The following is a 23,410-nucleotide window of genomic DNA, read 5'->3' as shown; positions in this document are numbered from 1 at the left end:
CGCAGAAACCGCCCGGAGCAACGTCGCATATCCGCTGCCTGCCCGGCTCTTTCGCGAACCGGCGTGATCACATACCGTGGCACCGTGACCGAACCGGACAGCGGTGCCGCCACCCGTGCCGAGCGCACGCCGACTCTGCCCACCCTGCTGCGCTGCTGCGCCGCCCTGGCGGCCACGCCGGGCCGGTTGTTGCGGCCGCGCCGCCCCGACACCGCCCTGCTGGCGAACCTCGAAGCGCTGCCGCCGCCCGCCGCGAGCGCCACGGTCCGGCTGACCGTGCTCACCCAGGCCACCATGTCGGCGCCGACCACGATCGTGGCCGAGGGCGTGCGCAGCCTGCGGGAGATGCGGCTGTCGATGGCGGCGTTCCTGGTCGAGCATCCGAAGGCGCGGTTCCTGGTCGACCCGGCCCTGTGTGCGGGCGTGCACGAGCGCGTGCTGCCCGAATTGCCGTTCCCGGTGCCGCTGCTCGTCGCGCCGGACAAGCCGGTGCTCGGGCTGTCCGACGCGCTCGCCGCGCACGATGTCGCGGGCGAGGACATCGATTTCGTGGTGCCGACCCATCTGCACTGGGATCACGTCTCCGGCCTGCTGGAGCTGCCCGCCTCGGTCGAGATCCGATTGCCCGGAGTCGAGTACGACTGGGCGATGGGCGGCCCGCACGCACCGGCCGGTGTGGCGCGCGGACCGCTGCGTGGGCGCAGTTTCGACCGCTTCGAGCTGGACGGACCGCCCGTGCTGACCTTCCCGCGCAGCAAGGACCTGTTCGGCGACGGCTCCGTGCTGCTGGTCGATCTCGCGGGCCACACGCCGGGCAGCATCGGCGTATTGCTCGCGGTGGACGACGGCAGCCGCGTGCTGTTCGCCGGCGACGCCGTCTGGAGCAAGTTGCAGGTCGATCTGCTGCGGGAGAAGGCGCCCATGCCGGGCAAGCTGTTCGACGCCGACCGGGACGCCGCCTTCACCACGATCCATCGCCTGCACGCGCTGCCCGACGGCATCGAACTCGTCGCGAGCCACGACTACGCGGCCGTCACCGCCCGCGCGGCCAAGTAAACGCGGTCAGCCGACCACCACGGTTTCGGCCAGACGGGCCGTGATCAGCTCCTCGGCCTCGGTGACCATCCGGCCGATCAGCTCGGCGCAGGTCGGGATGTCGTGGATCAGGCCCTGGCACAGGCCGACCGACCAGATGCCCGCGTCCAGGTCGCCCTCCTCGAACACCCGGCGGCCGCGCGCACCCGCCACCAGGTCCCGCACGTCGTCGAAGGTGCCGCCGGACTTCTCGATCTCGACGACCTTGCGGCTGATCTCGTTGTCCGCCACCCGCGCCGTGTTGCGCATGGTGCGGAAGATGAGCTGGGTGTCGCGCTCGGAGTTCGCGACGATCTTCTCCTTGACCTTCTGATCGATCGAGGACTCCTGCGTGCACAGGAACCGGGTGCCCATGTTGACGCCGTCCGCGCCGAGGGCGAGCGCGGCGACCAGGCCGCGGGCGTCGGCGATGCCGCCGGAGGCGATCATCGGGATGCTCAGCTCCCGTGCGGCGGCCGGGATGAGCACCAGGCCGGGGACGTCGTCCTCACCGGGGTGGCCCGCGCATTCGAAGCCATCGATGCTCACTCCGTCCACGCCGATCCGCTCGGCCTTCAGCGCGTGCCGCACGCTGGTGCACTTGTGCAGCACCTTGATACCCGCGTCCTTGTAGTACGGCAGGAACGGTTCGGGGTTGCTGCCTGCCGTTTCGACGATCCCGACGCCGCTGTCGATGATCGCCCGCACGTATTCCGCGTACGGCGGCGGATTGATCGACGGCAGGATGGTGACGTTCACGCCGAACGGCTTGTCGGTGAGTTCTCTGGTGCGCTCGATCTCGCGGAGCAGGTCGTCCGGGGTCGGCTGGGTCAGCGCCGTGATGAAGCCGAGCCCGCCCGCGTTGGCGACGGCCGCGACGAGTTCGGCCCGCCCGACCCACATCATGCCGCCCTGCACGATCGGGTGTTCCACCCCGAACTTCTCGGTGAACCTGGTCCGCAGCATTGCGCTTCTCCTATGTCTCGCGCGGGCGTGCCGGTTCGCCCGTTCGGGTCGATGGTGACACGAGAATCGGCCCGTCTTCAACTCACAAGTGAGCCGAGGTTCGCATATTTGACGATCTTCATCGCTGCCGTTTCCGCTTCGCAACCGTTCGGTGGGAGGTCAAATGGCCTGCTAGAAGAGTTCAAGCCGAACCGGGTACCAGCTCCGGGCTGATTAACCCGGATTCATTCCGCAATCTCTTGCCGGGCGTTTAAGTTAGTTGATATTCTGCACGCGATTCAGCCCGTCGCCGCCGTCGGACCACCCGGCGGGCCGATGACGGTCCGAGAGGAGTTCGTGGCAATGACCACCGGGGCAGCAGCGCTCGACGAGCCGATCAGGTCGCGGCGTAATCACTGGAACAACCAGATCGCCGTGCACGCGCAGATGCGCCCGGACGCGGTCGCGATCCGGTTCCGTGGCGTGGACACGACCTGGCGGCAGTTGCACGAGCGGTCGCTGAAGTTCGCCGACGGACTGGCGCGCCGGGGCGTCGGGTTCGGCGACCGGGTGCTGATCCTGGCGCTGAATTACCCGGAATACCTCGAGGCCGTGTTCGGCATCAACGCGCTGGGCGCGATCGCGGTCCCGGTCAACTTCCGGCTCACGCCGCCGGAGGTCGCCTATATCGTCGGCGACAGCGGGGCCAAGGCGGTCGTCACCGATACCGTGCTGCGGCCGCTGGCCGCCGCCGTGCGAGCGCAGGCGCTCGCCCTGGAGACCCTCGTGGTGATCGGCGGCGCGTCCGAGGACGGCGTGATCGGCTACGACGACCTGATCGCCGAATCGGGTGAGTCGCACACCCCGCTGGACATCCCCGAGGACACCCCCAGCCTCATCATGTACACCTCGGGCACCACCGGCAGCCCGAAGGGCGCGGTGCTGACCCACGCGAATATGAACGCGCAGGCGCTGACCTGCATCCGAGCGCTGGCGCTGGAACCCGACTCGATCGGGCTGTGCACCTCGCCGCTGTTCCACATCGCCGGTCTCGGTAGCCTCGCGCCCGCCTTCCTGCTGGGCTCGAAGACGGTGCTGCATCCGCTCGGCGCCTTCGACGCCGGTGAGTTCCTGGACGCGCTGGAGCGCGAGCAGGCCACCTCCGCGTTCTGCGTGCCCGCGCAGTGGCAGCTGGTCTGCGACCATCCGACGGTGAAGGATCGCAAGCTCGCGCTCGAGGTGCTCAGCTGGGGCGCCGCGCCCGCCTCCGACACCGTGCTGCGCGCGATGGCCGAGTGCTTCCCGAACTCGTTCAACGTCGCGGTGTTCGGCCAGACGGAGATGTCGCCGATCACCTGCGTGCTGGAGGGCAAGGACGCCATCCGCAAGCTCGGCTCGGTCGGCAAGGTGATCCCCACCATCCAGGCGCGCATCGTCGACGACGAGATGAACGACGTCGCGCCCGGCGAAGTGGGCGAGATCGTCTATCGCGGTCCCACGCTCATGCGGGGCTACTGGAACAAGCCGGAAGCCACCGCCGAGGCCTTCGCGGGCGGCTGGTTCCACTCCGGCGACCTGGTCCGCCAGGACGAAGAGGGCTTCGTCTACGTGGTGGACCGCAAGAAGGACATGATCATCTCCGGTGGCGAGAACATCTACTGCGCCGAGGTGGAGAACGTCCTGTTCGCCCACCCGAAGATCCGGGAGGCCGCGGTGGTGGGCCGCACGCACGAGAAGTGGGGTGAGGTGCCGGTCGCGGTGGTCGCCCTGCACAACCCGGACGATGAGCTGACCTTGGCCGAGTTGGAGCCGTTCCTCAACGAGAACCTCGCGCGCTACAAGCACCCCAAGGAACTGGTGCTGCTTGCCGAGCTGCCGCGCAATGCGAGCGGCAAGGTGGTCAAAGTCCAGTTGCGCAAGGACTATTCGTCTTGAGCGTGCGGTGCGTTCGGTTTCACGTGAATCGGACAATGCACGCGGGCGCGGATGCGTAAGGTCGTCACATGGCGATCCGACGCATCCGCGCCGCCGTGCTGGCGCTGCACTGGCAGGTGAATGTCATTCGGCCGGAGGGGTTCTTCGGTCCCATGCTGGCCGCGCCCGTGGCGGCTTCTGGCGTCGTGGCGCGGGCCACGGACTTCCACGCCGCGGCGCTCGCGGCGCGGCTGCCGGTGGTCTTCACCCGGTTCACCATTCCGATCGGCGAAGGAGAACTGGTGCGCAACACCGGATTCATGCGCTCGGTCGGCGCGGCGCAGACCGAGTTCCGGCCGGAATCACCGGGTGCCGCGATAATTCCGGAGATGGCGGCGCAGCCGACGGAAGTCTTCGACAACCAGAAACTCTCCGGCCTGGCGGGCAGCAAACTGCCGGAATGGTTGGCCGATCAAGGGATCGAGACGCTCTTCGTCACTGGCGTCGCCACCAACCTGACCGTCGAGCAGACCGCACGGCACGGCACCGATCTCGGCTTCACCGTGCACCCGGTAGCCGACTGCGTGGCCGCCGCCACCCCGGAAGCGCACGAAGCCGCTTTGGCCAACCTCGAACTCGTCACAGCGGGCAGTGTGCGCGCCGCGGATGCGCTGGAACTGATCAGCGGCTGAGCATCGCCGCGGAGGAAATGGCTTCTCGGCCCACGCGGAAGGCCGGTCACCCACTCCGTCCGGCCAACCCTGGACCGATGAGGCGGACCACCTGCTGGTACGCCTCCTCGGCCGAGAGCGGTGGGTGTCCTTCCGCGATCGCGCCGAGCAGGCCGACGACACCCCAGGACAGGAACGTCACGGTGGTCGCGAACTCGTCTTCCGGCATCGTCAGCCGGTCGCGCAGCCGCTCGGCGAGGATCTGCGCGACCATCACCCGCGTGGTGCGCAATAGCACCGTGCCGCTCTTGCGGCCGAGCAGCGCCCGGTAGATCTCCGGGTGACCGGCGGCCAGCTCGAACAGCGTGCGCACCGGCGCGAGCGGTTCGGGAGCGTCCGCGTCGGTCTCCGCCGCGGTCATGGCCGCGCGCAGGTAGTCGGTGCTGCTGCGCAGCAGCAGATCGTCTTTGTCCCGGTAGTGGGTGTAGAACGTCGACCGCCCGACGTCCGCGCGCTCGAGGATGTCGCGCACGGTGATCCGGTCGTAGGCGCCTTCGACCATGAGTTCGATCAGCGCTCGGTGCAGCGAGGCCCTGGTGCGCCGGACCCGGCGATCGGCGCTGTCCTGTTCTTCCTGCACGGTGCCTCCCGGACAAATGTCTCGTACGCGTCCGATTACGGACGGTTTCCGTGGCATTGATCCTGGTCGGCACGGCCATATCGGCAGATCCTGAACTCATGTCCGGAAACGAACACCAGTCTGCCACCGATAGCCACCCCGACGTCGGCGTGCTGCTCACCCAACCGCGCCGCTACCGTGCCCTCAAAGCCGCGCTTCTACTCGGCCGGGCGAACCGCCTGAACGCCCGGCTCGCCGAGTTGGCTCGTCCCGCCGCCGGCGCCGAGGTCGTCGATGTCGGTTGCGGTCCGGGCGACCTCGCTCGCGTGCTCGCTCGCCGCGTCGGCCGGGTCACCGGCGTCGATCCGTCGCCGCAGATGATCGACTACGCGACCGCGCGCTCACATGACCTGGCCAATTGCCGGTTCGAAGTCGGGACGGCACAGGATCTTCCGCTGCCCGACGCGTCCGCCGATCTCGTGACCTCGACCTTCGCGATGCATCACATCCCCGCGTCGCACCGTGCCGACGCCATCGCGCAGATGTTCCGGGTATTGCGCCCGGGCGGCCGGCTGCTGCTCGCCGACACGCTGCCGACCGATCCGTTGCTCTCCACCGTGGTGCGCGTCATGGCGAGATTCGCGGCGCACCGCACCCACGATGCCGATCACGACCACGGTGATCCACTGGCGGGCATCGATATCCGCCGGTATCGAGACGACCTGCGCGCGAACGGTTTCGAAAGTGTCGAATTCGTCGTCGTCCGCCCCGCGACCGCCGTGCTGCTGGCGAATAAACCAGGCGAGACCGCCGCTTAGATCAGGTCCTTCTTCGCCAGCCAGCGCATGGCGCCCCAGCCGCAGAACACCGGAAGCCAGCAGGTGAGTACGCGGTAGAGCAGCACCGAGGGCACCGCGATGTTCGCGGGCAGGCCGAAGGCGGCCAGACCACCGATCAGCGCCGCCTCGACCGCGCCGACACCGCCCGGGGTCGGCGCGGCCGCGGCCAGCGTGCCGCCGATCATGGTGACGATCGTGACGGTGATGAAGGTGGTGCCGCCGCCGAACGCCTGCACGCTGGCCCACAGCGCGCCCGCCATACCGACGGTGAGCGCCGCGCATCCGCCGATGATCACCGCGGAACGTTTGGGATCGCGGGCCAGGTCGGCGAGTTCGCCGATGACCTCCTGCAACTGCGGCCGCACCGCGTCGTTCAGCCAGCGGCGCAGTTTCGGCACGAACATGAACGCGCCGACGATCCCGACGCCCACGCCGGCGAGCAGATACAGCACCGTGGCGTGCGGGACGAAATGCGACAGGTCCGTCGAGGTGCCCGCCAGGATGCTGAACGCGAGCAGCAGACCGACATGCGTGATCACCTGCACCGCCTGTTGCAGCGCGACCGCGGCGGTGGCGCGCACCGTGCCGATACCTGACTTCTGCAGAAACCGCACGCTCAACGCGAGTCCGCCGACGCCTGCGGGAGTGGTGGTCGCGGCGAAAGTATTGGCGACCTGCATGATGAGCAGATTCCGGATGTTCACCGCGCCGAACGCACAGGCCCACAGCGCCGCCGCCGCGCCGACGTAGGTCAGGGCGGAGACGAGCAGCCCGAGCAGCGCCCACCACCAGTTCGCCGTGCGCAGCTGGGTGAAGAAGGTCGGCACGGCGCTGATGAACGGGTAGGCGACGTACACCAGCCCGATCAGCAGGACCAACTGGATGATCTGGTTGCGGGAGAACCGGGTGATCTGCTCGGCTTCGATCCGGTCCTGACCGGTCTGTTTGCGCACCTCGTCGCGGGCGTCGGACAGCGCGGTCTTCCATTCCGGGACCGCTTTGCGGATGCCGGTCGGTATGGCCGACTTGGTCAACCGGCCCGCCGCGGCGAGTACCCGCGCCTCACCCAGGGTTTCGATCGCCGCGCGCACGGCGGGCTCCTTGCCGAACGTCGCGGTGGTCGTCACCAGCAACTGGGCGATGTCGGATTGCAGTTGCGCGTCCGACGCTCCGTATTCGGCGTTGCCGAAGCCGCCGAACAGTGTGACGCCGTCGGCCACACGGATGTCGACCGGCCGCAGGTCGCCGTGTGAGATCTGCTTCTGTTGCAGAGTGTCCAGCGCTCGCCACACTCCGGGCAGCACTTCGGCGGACTGTTCGGTGATCGCCGTGCCGCACGGCTGCGTGTGCGCGTACAACATCCAGCCACGCGACAGCGCGGCGACCGCGACGGGGGTGCCGCTGCCGAGCCCCAGGTCGGCGACGGCGATCGCCATGAGCGCGCGATGCTCGACCGCACGGTGCATGGAACCGTGGATGGCCGCGGTTTCGCTGGAGCGGAAGGTCAGCCAGCGCCACAGCTGGCGCAGCGCGCCGAAACTGCGCTGGTTCTTGCCGAACATCTCGACGAGCAGCTCGCGTTCCGGCCCTTCGATGGCGGCGGCGAGCACCAACGGACCGCGGCCCGCCGGATGCACCACGGTGAACCCGGTGACCGTGTGACCACGATTGGCGAGCACCCGCACGGCCGCGTCGAGCGGAACCTCCAACGCGGGCGTGCCCACCACGAGCACGATCACCGCGCCGACCAGCCAGCCGACCGCGAGCCCGAACATCGCCCGGGCGGGCACCACGGTGCTGACCGCGAGGTGGATCGGCGCGAACGCCAGCAGCAGGAACCACAACCAGCGCCGCGGGCGGGTGGGCAGCCACGGACTGGCGACGGTGAGCATGGCGGCGATCATCGCGATCCAGCGCGGATCGTCGAGGAACTGGGACAGGAAGGTGTCCAACCGGTCCGGCACCTGCAGATGCCATTTCGGCGCGGAGAGGCCGGTGCCGGTGATGGACAACAGCAATCCCGCTACCACCCCGGCAGCGGCATAGCCGGCGAGCAGCTTCCACTGCCTGCCGATGATCAGCTCGATCAGGATCGCGAACGGCAGCGCGAGAATCGCCATGCCGTAGACCAGGTACACCAGGTTCGACTGGTCCGGGTTGAGGAAACCGACGATGTTGGAGACCGAGCGTTCCAGGGCCAGCCATTCCGGGCGGGTGATCAGTGAGGCCGCGATCACGACCGCCACCCACAGTGTTGCGAGGACGACCCGGATGATGTCACTCGTGCGCCGGATCAGCGGCTGTAGCAGGCTCCCCGTGACCGGGATCTCCCGCCCGTCCACTCGCATGCTCGCCCGCCTCTCCGGGTATTCAGGCCGTACTGGTTGGAGCCGCGAGACCCGCGTTCAGGTCCTGCGTCGAGTGCCGCTCCCCTTTTCTGGGCGTACCCGGTGAGTTACCCATGTGCGTACGAAGTCTGTTGTTACGTTCGCTGCACGATACCGGCTGGTGTGGACGATCCGGCTCGCGGAACCCCGCCGCTGTCTCCGCTCGGTTGTGCAGTGTGCCGGACATCACTCACGCTCGAGGTTGATCTTCACATCAGTGTCAAGTTTCAGCATGAGGGCATGGACAACGAACTCTTCGAGTACAGCCCGATCGTCGATCGTCCGCCGTTGCGGTGGCCCGGCGGTGCCAGGGTGGCGTTCTATGTCGGACTCAATGTCGAGCACTATCGGGTGGACCGGCCGTCCACGAGCATCTTTCCCGGTACTGCCGGGCTCGCGCCGGATCCGCTGAACTACGGCTGGCGTGATTACGGACCGCGGGTGGGCATCTGGCGGGTGATCGAGGTGCTCGACCGGCACGGTATCCGGGCCAGCGCGTTGCTGAATTCCGATGTCGCCGAGCGGTATCCGCAGATCATCGCGGCGGGTGTACGGCGGGACTGGGCGTGGCTCGCGCACGGGAAGAACAACTCGATCTTCCAGCCGGACGTTCCGGCGGAGGAGGAGGGCGCCTACCTCGCCGATGTGGTCGCGACCATCGAGCGCGCGACCGGACGCAGGCCGCGCGGCTGGATGGGGCCCGCGCTCACCGAGTCCTTCCGCACCCCGTCGCTGCTGGCCGAACTCGGCCTCGGCTACGTCCTCGACTGGACCAACGACGACCAGCCCTATCCCCTGTCGGTACCCGGCGTGCTCAGTGTCCCTTACTCGGTGGAACTCAACGACAACACACTGTTCCTCGGCAAAGCCACCAGCGGACCGGATTTCGTGCGCATGGTCCGCGATCAGTTCGACCAGCTCTACGCCGAGTCGGCCGACAGCGGGCGGGTCATGGCGCTGGCCCTGCACCCCTTCGTGATCGGGCAGGCTTTCCGGATCAAATACCTGGACGAAGCACTCGCATACGTGTCGGGCCACCCGAGAGTGTGGCTGACCACCAGCGACGAGATCGCCGCCCACTACTCGAGCGCGTCGGTGCTTGCCGAACCCGCGCGAGCCGATGACGATCGGGTCAGGTAAACCGATCTGCGAGAGGCAGCGATGGCAGCGCAGGAACAGACACAGGACCAGGACCTCACCGGAAAGACGGTGGTGGTGACCGGCGCGAGCTCGGGCATCGGCGCGGCAGCGGCGCAGCGGCTCGCGGCTCGCGGCGCCACCGTCGCCGTCGTCGGCCGATCACCGGAGCGCACCGCCGAGGTGGCGGCGAAGGCGGGCGCGCAGCCATTCGTCGCCGACTTCGCCCGGCTCGACGACGTGCGCAAGCTGGCCGACCAACTGCTCGACCGGTACCCGACGATCGACGTGCTGGCCAACAACGCGGGCGGCGCGTGGCCCAAGCGGACGGTCACCGACGACGGCAACGAACTCACCTTCCAGGTCAATCACCTGTCCCCGTTCCTGCTGACCAACCTGCTGCTGGAGCGTTTGACCCGTTCGCGGGCCCGGGTGGTGAACACCGCGAGCACGACCTACCGGATGGCGAAGCTGGACTTGGACACGGCCAACGCGCCGACCGGCTCGTTCAACCAGCTCGGCGCGTACGGCGCGTCCAAACTGGCGAATATCTTGTTCACCAGGGAACTGGCCCGCCGCACCGAGGGCACCGGCATCACCACCGCGGCCTTCCACCCCGGTGTGGTCGCGACCCATGTCTACGACAACGCGCCACTCGGCTTCGGCTGGTTCGTCCGGTCTCCGCTGGCGCGCCCGTTCTTCATCCAGCCGGACAAGGGCGCCGAGCCGCTGGTGCATTTGGCCACGACCGCCGACGGTGCGGCGATCAACGGCCAGTACTTCCATCGTTTCCGACTGGAGCCGCCGCGCAACAAGCAGGCGGTCGACGCCGATCTCGCGGGACGGCTCTGGACGCTGTCCGAGCGGGCCACCGGGCTCACGTCGACCGAATAGTCAGGCGGTCACGGTTCTGCGAGCCGGAGTGAGGAGCCCGCTGCCCGCTCCGGCTCGACACCGACCCCGTACACCCCACCGGACACCGCGCCCGCGTCCAGCTCGACGATCGCGCGCGCGACTTGCTCGGTGGGGACCAGGGCCGGAAAAGTGGTCGGGGCGATCGCGTTCGCGCGCACCCCGAACTCGGCGAACTCGGCGGCGATATTCCGGGTCAGCTGGTTGAGCGCGGCTTTCGACGCGGAGTACAGCGTCTGTGCCGGGTAGACCTCCGAGCCGGAGATGCTCGAGACATTGACGATGTTGCGGTTGCGCGCGCGATTCTCGGGTCCCGCGTGCAACCAGCATCGTTGTGCCAGCCGCGCCGAAAGACGCAGGGGTACCGCTACGTTCAGCGCGAAGTGCGGATCGAAGTCGTCCAGCGCTGCGTCGCCGTCGACGATGCCGCCCGGATGCAGCCGGACGTGCGCCGCGTTGTTCACCAGCAGGTCGACTCCGCCGAACCGGGCCAGCGCCAGATCGACCACCCGTTCCACTTCACCCGGCTCGGTCAGATCCGACCGCACCACGAACACACGGGAATCGTTCTCGGGCACGGTCGCGTCCGGCGCCAGCGGATCGATGTACCACTCCAGCTGCGACGGCACCGCGGGTGTGCGCGTGCGGCACACGGCGACGATGTCGTAGTCGCGGTAGTAGGCCTGGCAGAACGCGTCGCCCAGCGTGCCGCTCGCACCGGTGAGCAGGCAGACGCGGCGTTCACCAGTGGACAATCTTGTCTCCTCCCCAGCGCCGTTCGGCGTCCGCCTTGGTGCGGTGCACCCACATCACCACGCTGTTGCGGTCGTTGACGTTGTTGCCCGCGAACGTGTGCCAGGTGCGCGGGGTGACCTCGAACAGCAGCAGCGAATTGTCCAGCGGCGGGACGAGGGACACCGACGGCAGCGCGGCTCCCTGGGCGACGTGGTCGTACAGCGCGGTCTCGCCGCCGTCGCCCGGCTGCCAGCCCGGATTGCCCAGATAGAACAGCACCGCGACGCCGCGCACGGTCTCGCGCGCGACGACGCCGGGCGCGCGTGCCCCAGTTTTGGTGTGCACGGTGGCGTCGGGCAGGCGTACTTCGCCGGGACTTGGCGGCGGGCCGGGGAACCAGGCCGGGTTGAGATCGTTGTGCGGCCAGCCGAACGGGCTGCCCGGCCCGTGGTGGTGCACCGATCCTTCGACGTCGCCGGTCGGTTCGACGCCCCCGAGCCGGGCGACCAGGTCGTGCCACTCGCGTGAGGTGAACACCGCGAGCGGGCCGTCGCGCAGGTCCCCCAGCCGAATTCCGTCGGCGCTGTAGCCGTCGGCGACCGGGGCGACCAGGTCGGGGCGCTCGCCGCGAACCCGCTCCAGTTGCTCGGTCAACCGCTGATAGAACTCGGGAACGAAGACATCGCGGGCGTACACGTGCGGAAAGGGCCTGCTGCGCCGGATCCAGCGTCGGTGGGCGAACAACTCTGCGAACCACTGCGGAACCGGCGGTGTCGCGAGCTCCGGCTCGGTTGTCACCATTACTCCCTCCCGGTCGAACCTCCGTGATCATATTGCCCGTACCCGGAACACGCGGGCCGGTACCGGCCCTGCGAGGATCACGCGAATGAACCGGGATCTGCGGGTGTGTTTCGTCGGGGATTCGTTCGTCGCCGGTGTCGGCGACCCGGATTTCCGGGGGTGGGTAGGCAGGCTCGCGTCCGCGGCACATGCGGAAGGGATTCCGCTGACGGCCTACAACCTCGGGGTGCGCAGACAGACCTCGGCCGAGATCGTGCGGCGCTTCCGCGCCGAATGCGCGCCCCGCCTGCCGGAGGGCGTGGACGCGCGGGTCGTGCTCTCCTTCGGCGTGAACGACGCCATGCACGAGAACGGCGGTCCGCGGGTCGCGCCCGGGGAATCGGTGGCCAACCTCGGCGAGTTGCTCGCGCAGGCGGGCGAGCGAGGTTGGCCGGTGCTGATGGTCGCTCCGCCGCCGATCGCCGACGACGAGCACAATGCCCGCACCGCCGCACTGGACGAGCGATTCGCGCAGGTCTGCGCCCCGGCGGAGGTGCCGTACGTGCGAGTGCACCAGCTACTGCGCGACAGCGCGGTGTGGGCCGCCGACGTGCGCGCGGGTGACGGGGCGCACCCAGGGGCCGCGGGTTACGAGGAGATGGCCGCGCTCATCGCTCCGCAGTGGCGCGCGTGGCTGTCGCGGTGACACGTCGATTTCGGATTGTATAGGCTAATCTGTCTCAGACAGAACAGCCTACTTTTTCGAATTCGGCGTCACCGACCCGGCGTTGCACCGAAATCCCCTGCGCCCCAGAGTGACCGGAATTACCCGATCGACATTCCCCGCTCGGCCGCCTCTGCCCGCCGTCTCCGCGCGGGCTCCAGATCCAGCGTCGGCGAACCGCCCTTCGGCACCTCGTCCGAGACGAACGCTTCGCTCAATTCCGGTACCCAACGGACGATCTCGTCGCGATAAGGACCTTCGGTCTCCAGCTGACCGAGCACGCCAACGAGCGTGAGGAACGAGCGGGCGAACGGCGTGAAGTAGGCGGGCATGGTCAGCTGCCGGACCACATTGGTCAATCGAGGATTGGTGGTGCGCAACACTTGTCGCCGCAACCAGCGGGTGGTCAGCCGGTAGGTCTCGTGCCGGAAGGGTTCACCGCAGGGAGTGATGGCGGCGTAGAGCGCGTCGCTGTCGAGAGCGAGTCCGTTCGCCACGAAGCCGTGTCGGCGCGTGGCGTCGGCCAGATCTCCTGGCCCGCCTCGGAATATCGCTTTACAGCAGTCGAGCGTCAGTTCGCCGAAACCCGCAGGAGGCCACGGGCTGCACGCGCCGAAGTCCATGACGCCGAGCCGGCCGTCCGGCAGCACGCGGAAGTTGCCCGGATGCGGATCGGCGTACAGCAGGCCGTGGCGAGCCCAGCCGGAGGTCACGAAGCGGACCATGAGCATGCCCACCCGGTCACGCTCGGCCTGCGTGCCCGCGGCGAGGACGCGCGGTACGGGTGTGCCATCGATCCATTCGCTGATCAGCACGTCGCCGTGTTGCGCAACCACATTCGGCACATAGAAGTCGGGATCATCCGCGTAGGCCGCGGCGAAGGCGCGCTGATGCTCGGCTTCCGCCGCATAGTCGAGTTCCCCTGCGACCGACGCGCAGATCGCTTCGGTCACCGCCTTCACGTCCGCGCCCGGCAGGAAAACCGTGGCGAGATAGGAGATCCGGCGCAGGTGGTCCAAATCGCGGGCCACCGCCTGCCTGCCGCCGGGATACATCACCTTGACCGCGACCGGTCTGCCGTCGTGCCAGATCGCCCGGTGCACCTGCCCTAGCGAGGCCGCGGCGGCGCGTCGATCATCGAACTCGCGGAAGTGCGAATGCCATTCCGTCCCCATGCTTTCGGCTATGGCAGCGCGGACGGTGTGCGGCAGCATCGCGGGCGCGGCGTCCTGCAACCTGCTGAGCGCGATCCGGTACGGCTCGGCCACCTCCCGCGGCAGTGCCAACTCGTAGATGGCCAGCAGTTGCCCCAGCTTCGCGGCGCAGCCTTTCAGCTCGCCGAGCACCTCGAAGATGTGCTGCGCGGTGCGGAGCTGAATGTCCCGATTGACTTCTTCGGCCGATCTGCCGAGCGCCCGCTTGCCGATGCCCGCGGCCTGCCGTCCCGCGAAGGCCACCGGCAGCGCGGCCAGTCTCGCGCCGCGAACAGCGCCGTGAACAGGCGGTTTATCGTGGGAACGCGACGCGAAGAGCCGGGATCGTTTGCCCGCGGCCCCCGGCTCGGGGCGCTCTCCGATGGGCCGGATGGTCATGACTCACCTCACAGTCGCGGGCACAAGTGTGACACAGGTGCAGTACCCGACAGTAGGGCTTAGACTGTCTGGGACGTGTTCGAAAGTAGTCGAAAGGTGACTTCGATGGGATCCCAGACGGTGGTCGCCGACGTTGCCGACGAGCTGGCGCGCCGGGTTGCCGCGGGGGAATATCAGCCGGGGGATCTCATGCCGTCGGTGCGTCAGGTCGCCGAGGAATTCGATATGAACCGCGCGACCGCGCAGCTGACGCTGGGCAGGCTGGAGTCGTACGGTTTCGTCGAAGCCCGGCGCGGCAAGGGATTCACGATCCGTGACGTCCGAGAGGCGGGCGGGGTGGACGTGTACCGCCAGCTGTTCCGCTTCTCGATTCCCATGCCGGACATCGCGATGGAGATGTTCCGCGACATCGTGGACGTCGAGCGCAATCTGGTGCTCGAGACGCTGCTCGCCTACACCGGTGGCGAACAGCGGATCGATTCGGCCGAACTGAAATCCACCATCGACGAGCTCGAATCCCTGGCGCGTCAGCAGGTTCCGGATCTGCGGCAGATGCTGGCGCTCGAGGTCGCGCTGGTGCGCAGACTGCTGACCACGCTCGGTCTCCCCATGCAGCGGGCGATCTTGAACTCGATCGGTGAGACGGTGCTCGAGGTGCCGGAGGCGGTCGAAGCGTATTTCGCGGGCGCGCCGGATCTGCACGTTCTGGTCTGGCGAGCGCTGGCCGCGGTGTGGGATTCCGGCTCGGGGCCGAGCGAGGCTCAGCTGGCGCTGTTCGAGGATCTGTTCGGCATGTACCACGAGAAGGTGATCGCGCGCTTCGAGGAATTGGTGGTCGGCATCGAGGAAAGCGCCGGCGTGAACCAGGCCGCCACCGCCTAGTCGTTTCGTACGCTGCACAGTGCGTCTGGGACGATTTGCCCCGACCATCCTCTCGTTGCGCCGAAGTCAGCCGGGCCACCGCGTTCCCTGAGGGTATCTGTCCCAGACGCTAATGGGTCGAATGGGATGAATCGGCCGCCGGCTCGCGCGGGTATTCGGGCCGCTGCGCACCGCGCCGACCACGACGAAATCGTCTCCGGCACAGGGTCTCAGCGGCGCGACCGAGTGCTTCTGGGCAGCGGGGTTCGAGTTCGGCCCGAAGTCGTGAACCGGAGATCGCACCGGCGTAGGGGTGGCCGCCGCTACGCCGGTGCGATCGTCCCGGGCTTTCGACCGGACGGATGCCGCACGGCATCGCCGTCCCGGAATCGACGCCCGGACTCAGGCCCCGCCGTTGAGCTTGTTGAGGCGCTCGCACGCCTCGACGTACTCCTGGATCAGGCGGTTGACCACATCCGCGGAACGCTCCACCCGATTCATCATGCCGACGATCTGGCCGACCGGATTGAAGTTGACGTCCTTGGCGGCCTCCGGATAACGGTGCCCGCGCTTCACGCCTTCCAACGCGACCATCATCTGCAGCGGCATCGGCAGCGGGTCGGGGGTATCGGCCCGCTCCCACGCCTCGGTCCAGTCGTTGCGCAGCATGCGGGCGGGCTTGCCGGTCCATGCGCGCGAACGCACGGTGTCGTGGCTGGTCGCGTCGATGTAGGTCTGCATCTGGGCGGGCGGCACGTTGGCTTCCTCGACGGTGAGCCACACCGAGCCGGTCCACGCGCCCGCCGCGCCCATCGCCATCGCGGCGGCCACCTGGCGGCCGTTGCCGATGCCGCCCGCGGCCAGCACGGGCAGATCGCCGACGGCATCGATGACCTGTGGCCACAGCACCATCGAGGAGACCTCGCCGCAGTGGCCGCCGCCCTCGGTGCCCTGGCAGACCACGAAGTCGAGGCCGGCGCGCTTGTGGTTGAGCGCGTGCTTGACCGAACCGCACAGCGCGCCGATCAACCGGCCGGAATCCTGCACCTGCTTGATCACGTCCTCGGGCGGGGTGCCGAGGGCGTTGGCGACCAGCTTCGCCTTCGGGTGCCGCAGAATCACCTCCACCTGCGGGCCCGCTGTGGTGGCGGTCCAGCCGAGCAGTTGGTTGTGGTGCTCGCCTTCGGGCAGCTTGGGCACGCCGTGGTCGGCGAGGATCTTCTCGGCGAAGTCGCGGTGCCCCTGCGGGACCAGTTCGGCCAGCTTGGCTTCGAGTTCCTCCGGGCTCAGTCCATCGATGCCCTTGCCCTCGTACTTGGAGGGAATCACCAGATCGACGCCGTACACGCCCTGTACGTGCTCATCCAGCCAAGCCAACTCGACCTCGAGCTGCTCGGCGGTGAAGCCGACGGCGCCGAGCACGCCGAGTCCGCCCGCATTGCTGACCGCGGCCGCCACGTCGCGGCAGTGGGTGAAGGCGAAGATAGGGAATTCGATCCCGAGCCGTTCGCAGATTTCGGTACGCATGGCGTGCTGGTCTCCCTAACTGCTCCGCCGCGAACGGCGCGGCGCAGATGTACTAGAACGAGTTGCATAAGTGGCGCTCGGTTCGGCCTGGTCGCCGCACGTCGAGTCCACCGCGAGCCGCTGATATCGCCATGAAGCGGCTGCGGCATCCTCGACTGGCCTTCGCACCATGCCTCGACAGTAACACGTTCTAGTTTTCTGCGGAATGCGATGCCGGATCAGGCGGTGGCGCGCTCCAGTTCGGCGAGCGACTCCTCCAGGTGGTCGAGCAGACGGGGCAGCTGCGGCACACTGCGACGGCAGCCGACCAGGCCGAAGTCGAGATTGCCCGCGTTGGAGGTGAGCGTGATGTTCACCGCCTGACCGTCGAACGGGATCGACAGCGGGTAACTCGCGTCGAGACGCGCGCCGTTCCAGTACATCGGCTCTCGCGGCCCGGGCACGTTCGAGATGACGATGTTGAAGGTCGGACTGGTCCACGGGATCAGCGCGGGCACGAGGTTGAGGGCGAGCGGGCTGAGCATCAGTGCCGACAACGCCATCGTCTGATTGCACGACAGCGTGCGATAGACGTCCTTGCCGTCGCGCATCGACGCGGTGACCACCTGCAGGCGCTCCAGCGCATCGGCGATGTCGGTGCCGAGGTTGCACAGCACCGCGCCGACCTTGACCCCGTTGGTCTCGTCGTCGTCCTCGGCGCGCAGCGACATCGGCACCATCGCGACCAACGGCTTGTCCGGCAGAGCGTCTCGTTCGAGCAGGTAGCGCCGCAGTGCGCCCGCCGACATGGTGAGCACCACGTCGTTGAGCGTCGAGCCGGTCGCCTTTTTCACTTGCTGCAACCGTTCCAACGGCCAGGACCGCACCACCGCACGGCGCGCGCCGCCGATCGGGACGTTGAACATGGTGCGCGGCGCCGCGAACGGCAGGGTCAGCTGCTGCCGCGACAGCGCGGTGCGCGCGGCACGCAGCACCGATGCGCCGGATGTCGCGGCGGAGAACAGGTTTCGCGCCACACCATCCGTACCGGACGGCGTCCTACGCCTGCCCCGAGGCAGGTGCCACGGCACGCGCGTGACACTCGAGGACGGATCGCCGGTCAGCGTGCGCCGGAGTAGACGCTGGGCGGAAACGCCGTCGATCAACGCGTGATGCATCTTCGAATACAGTGCGAACCTGCCGTCGGCGAGGCCCTCGATCAGGTGGAACTCCCACAGCGGGCGGTGCCGGTCGAGCAGACTGCCGTGCAGGCCGGAGGCCAGCTCAACGAGTTGGTCCATGCGTCCCGGCCCGGGCACGGCCAGCCGCCGCACGTGGTAGTCGAGTTCCACGTCCTCGGCGCGCGTCCACGCCATCTGCGGAGACCCGAAGATCGTCGCGGGATGCTTGCGAAAGGCCGGATCGATGTCGGTGCTGCGTAATAGCTTGTCGTGCACTTGTGCGGCGAAGTCCGCTCCGGCGTCCTCCGGCGGCTCGAACAGCTGCAACGCTCCCACGTGCATCGGCTGTTCGCGGGATTCGGCGAGCAAGAAGACGGCATCGACCGGCGCGATGAATTCCATGATGAGTCGCCCCCTGACGACATGGTGAGGATGTTCGGAGTACGAATCGACCACGTTGTCGGCGGGCCCGCGCAGCCATGAAACCGCCGCGACACGACAAACTTACCCGGGCGCGACGGACCGCGTTCGGTGAATCACCGAACCTTCGAGGCCAGCAGGTAGGCCTGCCCGAACCGCTCGTCGGGACCCGGCTCGCGCACCATGCGAGCGATCATGGCGAACCCGGCGTCACCGAGCAGACGCACGAGACGCTTCGGCGCCCACCGGTAGGCGCGAGTCACCTTGTGGTCGAAGGCTTCCACCGCGTCGGGCTGGTCGGCCGTCTGGAAAGCCAGCAACACGTGCCCTTTGCTTGCGAGTACCCGATGGAACTCGCTCAACACGTGCGGCACGCGATCCGGTGGGAGGTGAATCAACGAATACCACGCGACTATGCCGCCGAGCGCCTCGTTGCTTATCGGTAGCTGCTCTACGGAACCTTGCGCGAAAAGTAGCTGCGGATGTTCCACGCGGGCCAGCTCCACCATTCGCGGCGAGAGATCGATCCCGAATACCTGCGCACCCAACGCAGCGAGGTGTCCGGTGATCCGTCCTGGGCCGCAGCCGACATCGGCTATGGGGCCGGAGCCGTTGCCCGCCACCGATTCCACGAAGGCGCCGAGCATCGCCCGATCGAGCATCGCACCGGCGAGGTGGTGGCGGAAAAGCTCGGTGTAGAGCTCGGCGACGTCGTCGTAGGCGGCTCGGGTGGCGGCCACGTCAGGGTGTTCGTCTGCGAAGTCTTCGGTCGAATCCAGCACCCGGAGCAGCGTATTACGTGCTCACTCCCTCGAATCGAATGCCAGGGCGACGGCGAGGCCGTCCGCGTAGACGCGGTGCCGGGTGATGAGGCGCCGTGACGATCACCTCTCGGGTAATTGGGCGGCAGCCTCCGGCGCGGCGGGCGCGTCCGCTCGTGCCGCTGTGTCGCGACCGCGCGCGGTTCCCAGCACGGAACCGAGGATGACCAGCGGGAAGCCGAGCGCCATGCCCGCGGTCAGCGGCTCGCCGAGCGCCGTGACGCCGAGCAGGATCGCCACCGCGGGATTGATGTAGGTGATCACCGTCGCACGGGCCGGGCCGACCTCGGCGATCAGCGCGAAGAAGAACAGGAACGCTACGGCCGTGCAGATCACCGCGAGGCCGAGCACCGACCAGGCCGCGTCGGCGGTGATGCGCGACGGGCGCAGCCACCCCGCGAACGGCGCGTAGATCACCGCCGCCAGCAGCAGCGATGCGGTCACCACACCGAGCGGGGGCAGATCGGCCAGTGCGCGATTGATGACGATCGGACCGACCGCGTAGCCGACCGTGGTGAGCCCGATCGCCGCGATCGCCGCCGGATTCCCCGAATCGACATCCAAGCCGACGAGCGCGGCGACGCCCGCGAACCCGACGAGCAGGCCGACCACCCGGCTCGCGTCGAACCGGTCGTGGCCGAGCACGGTCACGATCACCACGGCGATCAGCGGCACCGCCGCGATCAGCAAGCCGACCGTCGAACTGTGCAGCGTGGTCTCGGCGTACCCGATCAGGAACCACGGCCCGGTGATCTCCACCAGGGTGTAGAGCAGCAGAGGCCGCCATCGCCGGAACACCGGCGCCAGCGCGTCGGCGTAGAGCGCGACCGGCAGGAGCAGCAAGCCACCGATCAGCGTGCGGCCGAACGCGACCACGATCGGGTCGAGATCCTCCACCGCGATGCGGATCATCGCGTACGGCACGCCCCAGATCACGCCCATCGCCAGGAAGAGGGCCCATCCGCGGCGGGTCATCGCACGACCACCGCGCGGCGCGGACGGACGGCGACCGATTCGGTGCCGGGGGTTGAGAACATGCTCCGCTCGCTTTCGACCACTGGGAGCTTATCCAGGCGATCCGATCATCCGACAGATCCACTTCCCCGCTCCGGCAAGGCCGGTTCGCTCCGTTTCCATGTCCCGTTCGTCCTATTTGAGCGAATGATGCGCGAGTGCAACGTTGTTCGGGCTAGTCTTCGCCCGGAGCGAAGGGAAGGCATCATCGTGGTCGACGTCATCCGCCGACTGGCCCCGAGCGAGGAGATGTTCGCCGCGGGCGAGGTCTTCATCGGTTATGCGGCACGGGTATCCGGTCGGTTGGACCTGCCCGCGTTGACAGCCGCCTTCGAGGCAGTCGCCCGGGCGCATCCCATTCTGCGCGCCCGCATCGAGTCGTCCGCCGACGGCGGTCGAGTCTTCACCGTGACGGACGCGGCACCCCAGGTCTTCGTCGCCGACGGCGATACCGAATTCGCCTTCACCGGAGCGAAATTCGACCAGCGCACCGGCGTCTGTGGGCTGTGCGTGGTACGCGACGGCGACACCGCGAGCGTCACCGTCGTGATCCATCACAGCATCGCGGACGCGTTCCACGCGTTCGCCATCGTCACCGAGTTCTGGGCCGGGTATCGAGACGCGGTCGGCGGAAAGATCCCCGAGTCGCCGGTGCACGCGTTCCCCGAATCGATCGAGCATCTGCTCGCGGCGCGAGGCATCGAGAAGATGGCGCTGCCCGGAGCCGGGGCCGCTGCTACCGCGCCACAGGTACCGCAGCCGCGCGACGACGACTATCCGACGCTGCACACCACCCGATGCCGGCTCTCCCGAGAGGAGACCGCGGCGCTGGTCGCCCTCGGACATCGCGAGAACGTCACGGTGCACGGTCTGGTGTCGGCGGCGCTGTTGCGGACCGAAGCCGAGATCCGCGAGCTACCGCTCACCGGGCTGCTCTACCTGTACTCCGTCGACCTGCGGACCAGGGTGAGCCCCGAAATCTCCGCCACCGAAGGCACGAACGTCCTCGGTTTCGCCAATTACCTCTCCCCCGAATCCGCCGTCACGCTGGTGGAATCGGCCCGCGGCATCAGCGCGGCGCTGCACGCGGGCCTGGCCGCTGGCATCGTGCAACGCACGCCGTTGAGCATCCCCGACATGGCGGCGGCGCCGCGACCGGCTCTGCCCGGCGTGGTCATCGCGACCAACTGGGGCACTATCCCGCCGCTGCCCGAGCAGGGCGAGTTGCGCATCGACGACTTCCACTCCACCATGCTCGCGAAGCCGGACCTGACCGGCCGCCGTCCGCAGCAACCGGGCGGCGGCACCTGCGTCATCAGCACTTTCGCCGGACGGCTGAGTGTGGAGATCCATCATCCTGAGGAATTCACCCAGCTCCAACGCCATCGCGTCGAAGTGCTGGCCCGCAACCTTCGCGCCGTGCACGACTGATTCCGCCCGACACCGAGCGCACCCGGTTACACGTCACCACTCGCGCGTTGGCGGGCGAATACGCCGCGGGCCGCGATCACGCCGAACGGCTGTGATCGCGGCCCGCGGGTCGATCAGTTCGACGCCTTCGCGGTCGCCGTGGTGGTCGGCGCCGCGGAGTGCGTTGTCGTCGTGGTCGATTCGGTCGTGGTGGTCGGCTTCGTCGTTTCGACCGGCGCCGCGACCGGAGCAGGCGCGGGCGTGGTGGTGGTGACCACCGGCGCCGAGGTGGTGGTCGAGGTAGGCGCCGTCGTCGTCGGCCGGTCCGTGGTGCCGGTCGTCGTAGGGGCGGCGCTGGTCGGCTTCGGTGCCGTGGTCGAGCTCTTGGCGGGTGCGGTCGTCGGAGCCGCCGAGGTGGTCTCCGCCGCCTTGTACACGGCGGCCAGGTCCGCCTCCTGCGGCTTGGACGTCGGGTCGACCTGCTTACCGGCCTGCGCCTGCTTCGCCAGATGGGTGAGCCACGCGGCCGCGTACTCCGCCGAGGTCAGCGGCTTGCCCGCGGCGGGGTCCGCGTCGTCCCAGTAGTCGAAGTGGTGACCGGTGTGATTCGGGCCCAGGGTGAGGTTGTACGGGTCGCTGAGGATGACCGGGATCGTGTTCTGGTTCGTCACGATGAGCCCGACGATCTCGTTGAGCACCTTCTGCGGCAGGTAGGCCAGCGGCGACATGTCGTTCGTGGCAATGGAGTCCGCCTGCACCGGCGCCTTCTTCTCACCCGGCTTGTACGCCGGGTCCGACACCCGCAGCAGCACCTGCAGGAAGGTCTCGTCGCTCTGCATCCAGTTCGGCTGCGACTGGATGTCCGCGAACGCCGCCATCGCGATCCGGCCGAGGACTACGGCGACGTCCTGCCCGGTCGCGGGCGTGAGCCCGTCGCGCTCGAGCGCGTCCACGTTCAACTGCCTGCCGACATTGACCACCAATTGCAGCAGGGAGATGTTCTGCGGCGCCGAGCAGGTGAGATCGCCGTCGGAGCAGAACGACGCGATCTTGCCGTTCAGCGCGCCGAAGTCACCGCTGCTGCCGCGCACCGCGCCCTGCCCGGGAACCGCGTTCGTGCCGTTCTGATATTGCTGGTCGAAGCCGTCCGGGTTGCTGAACGGGTCCTTCGATCCGGGGAACGGCCCGTCGCCCGCCGAGCGACCCGAGTCGGCGAGGATGACGACGCCGACGACGTCGTCCGGATCCACGATCCCGTACGCGCCGTCCTGGCCGGGTTCCTGATGGCCGATCTGCATCGCGACGCGGCGGACGACGTCGGCGCCCTCGCTGTAGCCGACGATCGAGAACTTGGTGTCGGGGCACGCCTGGGCGATCTCCCGCATCACCCGCTCGGTATTCGCGACACCCGCGTTGACAGCGTCCTCGTAGGTGGACATATTCGCTGGATAGGCGATGTAGACCGCGGCGTACGCGTCGGGGTCGACGTCGTCGGCCGGTGCGTTGACGACCGGATCGACCCACTCACTGCTGTGATCACCCGACAGCGCGGCGGGCAACGGGTTGCCGTTGGCATCCACCAGCATCCTGGTGGTCCCCTCCACCGGAGTGTCGTTGCGACCGGCCACCGAGATGGTGACCATGTCGCGGCATTCCGTGACGGAGGTCGTGAGCTGGGTTTCCCTGGTTTCCGGCGTCGACGTCAACGCCAACGAGGTGGCGACCACCGCCGCCACGCCCAGCACCGCCGGAGCGGCAACCGCCGAAGCGATGCGATGCCGCGCGAAGAACTCGCGAAGAGCCATGTCCTGATTTCCCATTCCATACACCGACAAAGTGGACGGACAAGCCCCCCGACGGGCCATACG

Annotated in this window: 20 protein-coding genes; 9 read left to right on the top strand and 11 right to left on the bottom strand. The window is 68.2% G+C overall.

Annotated elements, in window-relative coordinates:
• Nucleotides 1–84 precede the first annotated feature (84 nt).
• On the top strand, nt 85–1,056 hold the full coding sequence (locus tag AB0L97_RS03095; RefSeq protein ID WP_355071100.1) for an MBL fold metallo-hydrolase: 972 nt from the start codon (nt 85–87) through the stop codon (nt 1,054–1,056).
• A 6-nt stretch (nt 1,057–1,062) separates the two neighbouring features.
• Here the strand turns inward: AB0L97_RS03095 and AB0L97_RS03090 are convergent, their stop codons facing one another.
• On the bottom strand, nt 1,063–2,040 hold the full coding sequence (locus AB0L97_RS03090) for a nitronate monooxygenase family protein (RefSeq protein ID WP_364424849.1): 978 nt from the start codon (nt 2,038–2,040) through the stop codon (nt 1,063–1,065).
• Nucleotides 2,041–2,382: 342 nt separating this feature from the next.
• Here AB0L97_RS03090 and fadD5 point away from each other — a divergent pair, with 342 nt between their 5' ends.
• Entirely contained in the window at nt 2,383–3,954 is a 1,572-nt protein-coding gene (fadD5, locus tag AB0L97_RS03085; protein WP_364424848.1) for a fatty-acid--CoA ligase FadD5, read from the top strand.
• Nucleotides 3,955–4,022: 68 nt separating this feature from the next.
• Complete coding sequence (locus tag AB0L97_RS03080; protein ID WP_355071104.1) at nt 4,023–4,625, top strand: cysteine hydrolase; 603 nt, start codon at nt 4,023–4,025, stop codon at nt 4,623–4,625.
• Nucleotides 4,626–4,671: 46 nt separating this feature from the next.
• On the opposite strand, the gene AB0L97_RS03075 is transcribed toward AB0L97_RS03080, so the two are convergent.
• Complete coding sequence (locus AB0L97_RS03075; protein WP_364424847.1) at nt 4,672–5,244, bottom strand: TetR/AcrR family transcriptional regulator; 573 nt, start codon at nt 5,242–5,244, stop codon at nt 4,672–4,674.
• Between the two features lie 98 nt (nt 5,245–5,342).
• Between AB0L97_RS03075 and AB0L97_RS03070 the strand changes: the two genes are divergently transcribed.
• Nucleotides 5,343–6,041, top strand: coding sequence for a class I SAM-dependent methyltransferase (locus tag AB0L97_RS03070; protein ID WP_364424846.1), 699 nt, complete (start codon nt 5,343–5,345; stop codon nt 6,039–6,041).
• Here the strand turns inward: AB0L97_RS03070 and AB0L97_RS03065 are convergent.
• Nucleotides 6,038–8,410 (bottom strand): lysylphosphatidylglycerol synthase transmembrane domain-containing protein, encoded by a 2,373-nt coding sequence (locus AB0L97_RS03065; protein WP_364424845.1) that lies wholly within the window; start codon nt 8,408–8,410, stop codon nt 6,038–6,040. The genes AB0L97_RS03070 and AB0L97_RS03065 overlap by 4 nt on opposite strands.
• A 279-nt stretch (nt 8,411–8,689) precedes the next feature.
• Between AB0L97_RS03065 and AB0L97_RS03060 the strand changes: the two genes are divergently transcribed.
• Complete coding sequence (locus AB0L97_RS03060; protein ID WP_355071111.1) at nt 8,690–9,589, top strand: polysaccharide deacetylase family protein; 900 nt, start codon at nt 8,690–8,692, stop codon at nt 9,587–9,589.
• Between the two features lie 21 nt (nt 9,590–9,610).
• Complete coding sequence (locus tag AB0L97_RS03055; RefSeq protein WP_355071113.1) at nt 9,611–10,480, top strand: SDR family NAD(P)-dependent oxidoreductase; 870 nt, start codon at nt 9,611–9,613, stop codon at nt 10,478–10,480.
• 8 nt (nt 10,481–10,488) lie between these two features.
• Here AB0L97_RS03055 and AB0L97_RS03050 read toward each other — a convergent pair whose 3' ends face one another.
• Together AB0L97_RS03050 and AB0L97_RS03045 are read right to left on the bottom strand one after the other, a co-directional pair.
• The gene (locus tag AB0L97_RS03050; protein ID WP_364424844.1) at nt 10,489–11,253 is read right to left on the bottom strand and encodes an SDR family oxidoreductase; all 765 of its coding nucleotides are present in this window, start codon (nt 11,251–11,253) and stop codon (nt 10,489–10,491) included.
• Nucleotides 11,240–12,034, bottom strand: a complete 795-nt coding sequence (locus AB0L97_RS03045) for a 2OG-Fe(II) oxygenase family protein (RefSeq protein ID WP_364424843.1) — start codon at nt 12,032–12,034, stop codon at nt 11,240–11,242. Before AB0L97_RS03045 ends, AB0L97_RS03050 begins: the two co-directional genes overlap by 14 nt.
• An 85-nt stretch (nt 12,035–12,119) precedes the next feature.
• On the opposite strand from AB0L97_RS03045, the gene AB0L97_RS03040 reads away from it, so the two are divergent.
• Nucleotides 12,120–12,719 (top strand): GDSL-type esterase/lipase family protein, encoded by a 600-nt coding sequence (locus tag AB0L97_RS03040; RefSeq protein WP_364424842.1) that lies wholly within the window; start codon nt 12,120–12,122, stop codon nt 12,717–12,719.
• A gap of 119 nt (nt 12,720–12,838) precedes the next feature.
• Here AB0L97_RS03040 and AB0L97_RS03035 read toward each other — a convergent pair whose 3' ends face one another.
• Nucleotides 12,839–14,329 carry an AarF/ABC1/UbiB kinase family protein gene (locus AB0L97_RS03035; protein WP_364424841.1) on the bottom strand — a complete coding sequence of 497 codons (1,491 nt, stop codon included), beginning with the start codon at nt 14,327–14,329 and terminating at the stop codon, nt 12,839–12,841.
• A gap of 105 nt (nt 14,330–14,434) precedes the next feature.
• Between AB0L97_RS03035 and AB0L97_RS03030 the strand changes: the two genes are divergently transcribed.
• Nucleotides 14,435–15,211 (top strand): GntR family transcriptional regulator, encoded by a 777-nt coding sequence (locus AB0L97_RS03030; protein ID WP_355071122.1) that lies wholly within the window; start codon nt 14,435–14,437, stop codon nt 15,209–15,211.
• A 381-nt stretch (nt 15,212–15,592) separates the two neighbouring features.
• On the opposite strand, the gene AB0L97_RS03025 is transcribed toward AB0L97_RS03030, so the two are convergent.
• From AB0L97_RS03025 to AB0L97_RS03010, 4 genes are all read right to left on the bottom strand, one after another.
• On the bottom strand, nt 15,593–16,717 hold the full coding sequence (locus tag AB0L97_RS03025; protein ID WP_364424840.1) for a nitronate monooxygenase family protein: 1,125 nt from the start codon (nt 16,715–16,717) through the stop codon (nt 15,593–15,595).
• A gap of 218 nt (nt 16,718–16,935) precedes the next feature.
• Nucleotides 16,936–18,279, bottom strand: coding sequence for a wax ester/triacylglycerol synthase family O-acyltransferase (locus AB0L97_RS03020; protein WP_364424839.1), 1,344 nt, complete (start codon nt 18,277–18,279; stop codon nt 16,936–16,938).
• 134 nt (nt 18,280–18,413) lie between these two features.
• A complete protein-coding gene (locus AB0L97_RS03015; RefSeq protein WP_364424838.1) occupies nt 18,414–19,079 on the bottom strand; it encodes a class I SAM-dependent methyltransferase in 666 nt (221 codons plus the stop codon).
• Nucleotides 19,080–19,181: 102 nt separating this feature from the next.
• Nucleotides 19,182–20,093, bottom strand: coding sequence for a DMT family transporter (locus AB0L97_RS03010; RefSeq protein WP_364424837.1), 912 nt, complete (start codon nt 20,091–20,093; stop codon nt 19,182–19,184).
• A gap of 249 nt (nt 20,094–20,342) precedes the next feature.
• On the opposite strand from AB0L97_RS03010, the gene AB0L97_RS03005 reads away from it, so the two are divergent.
• Nucleotides 20,343–21,563 carry a hypothetical protein gene (locus tag AB0L97_RS03005; RefSeq protein WP_364424836.1) on the top strand — a complete coding sequence of 407 codons (1,221 nt, stop codon included), beginning with the start codon at nt 20,343–20,345 and terminating at the stop codon, nt 21,561–21,563.
• A 113-nt stretch (nt 21,564–21,676) separates the two neighbouring features.
• On the opposite strand, the gene AB0L97_RS03000 is transcribed toward AB0L97_RS03005, so the two are convergent.
• Entirely contained in the window at nt 21,677–23,347 is a 1,671-nt protein-coding gene (locus AB0L97_RS03000) for a cutinase family protein (RefSeq protein WP_364424835.1), read from the bottom strand.
• Nucleotides 23,348–23,410: the final 63 nt, after the last annotated feature.

The organism is Nocardia sp. NPDC051911, assembly GCF_040681035.1.
In the GTDB taxonomy this organism is placed as follows: Bacteria; Actinomycetota; Actinomycetes; order Mycobacteriales; family Mycobacteriaceae; genus Nocardia; species Nocardia sichangensis.
The sequence above is the reverse complement of the archived record's forward strand: the minus strand, read 5'-3'. Positions and strand labels throughout refer to the sequence as shown.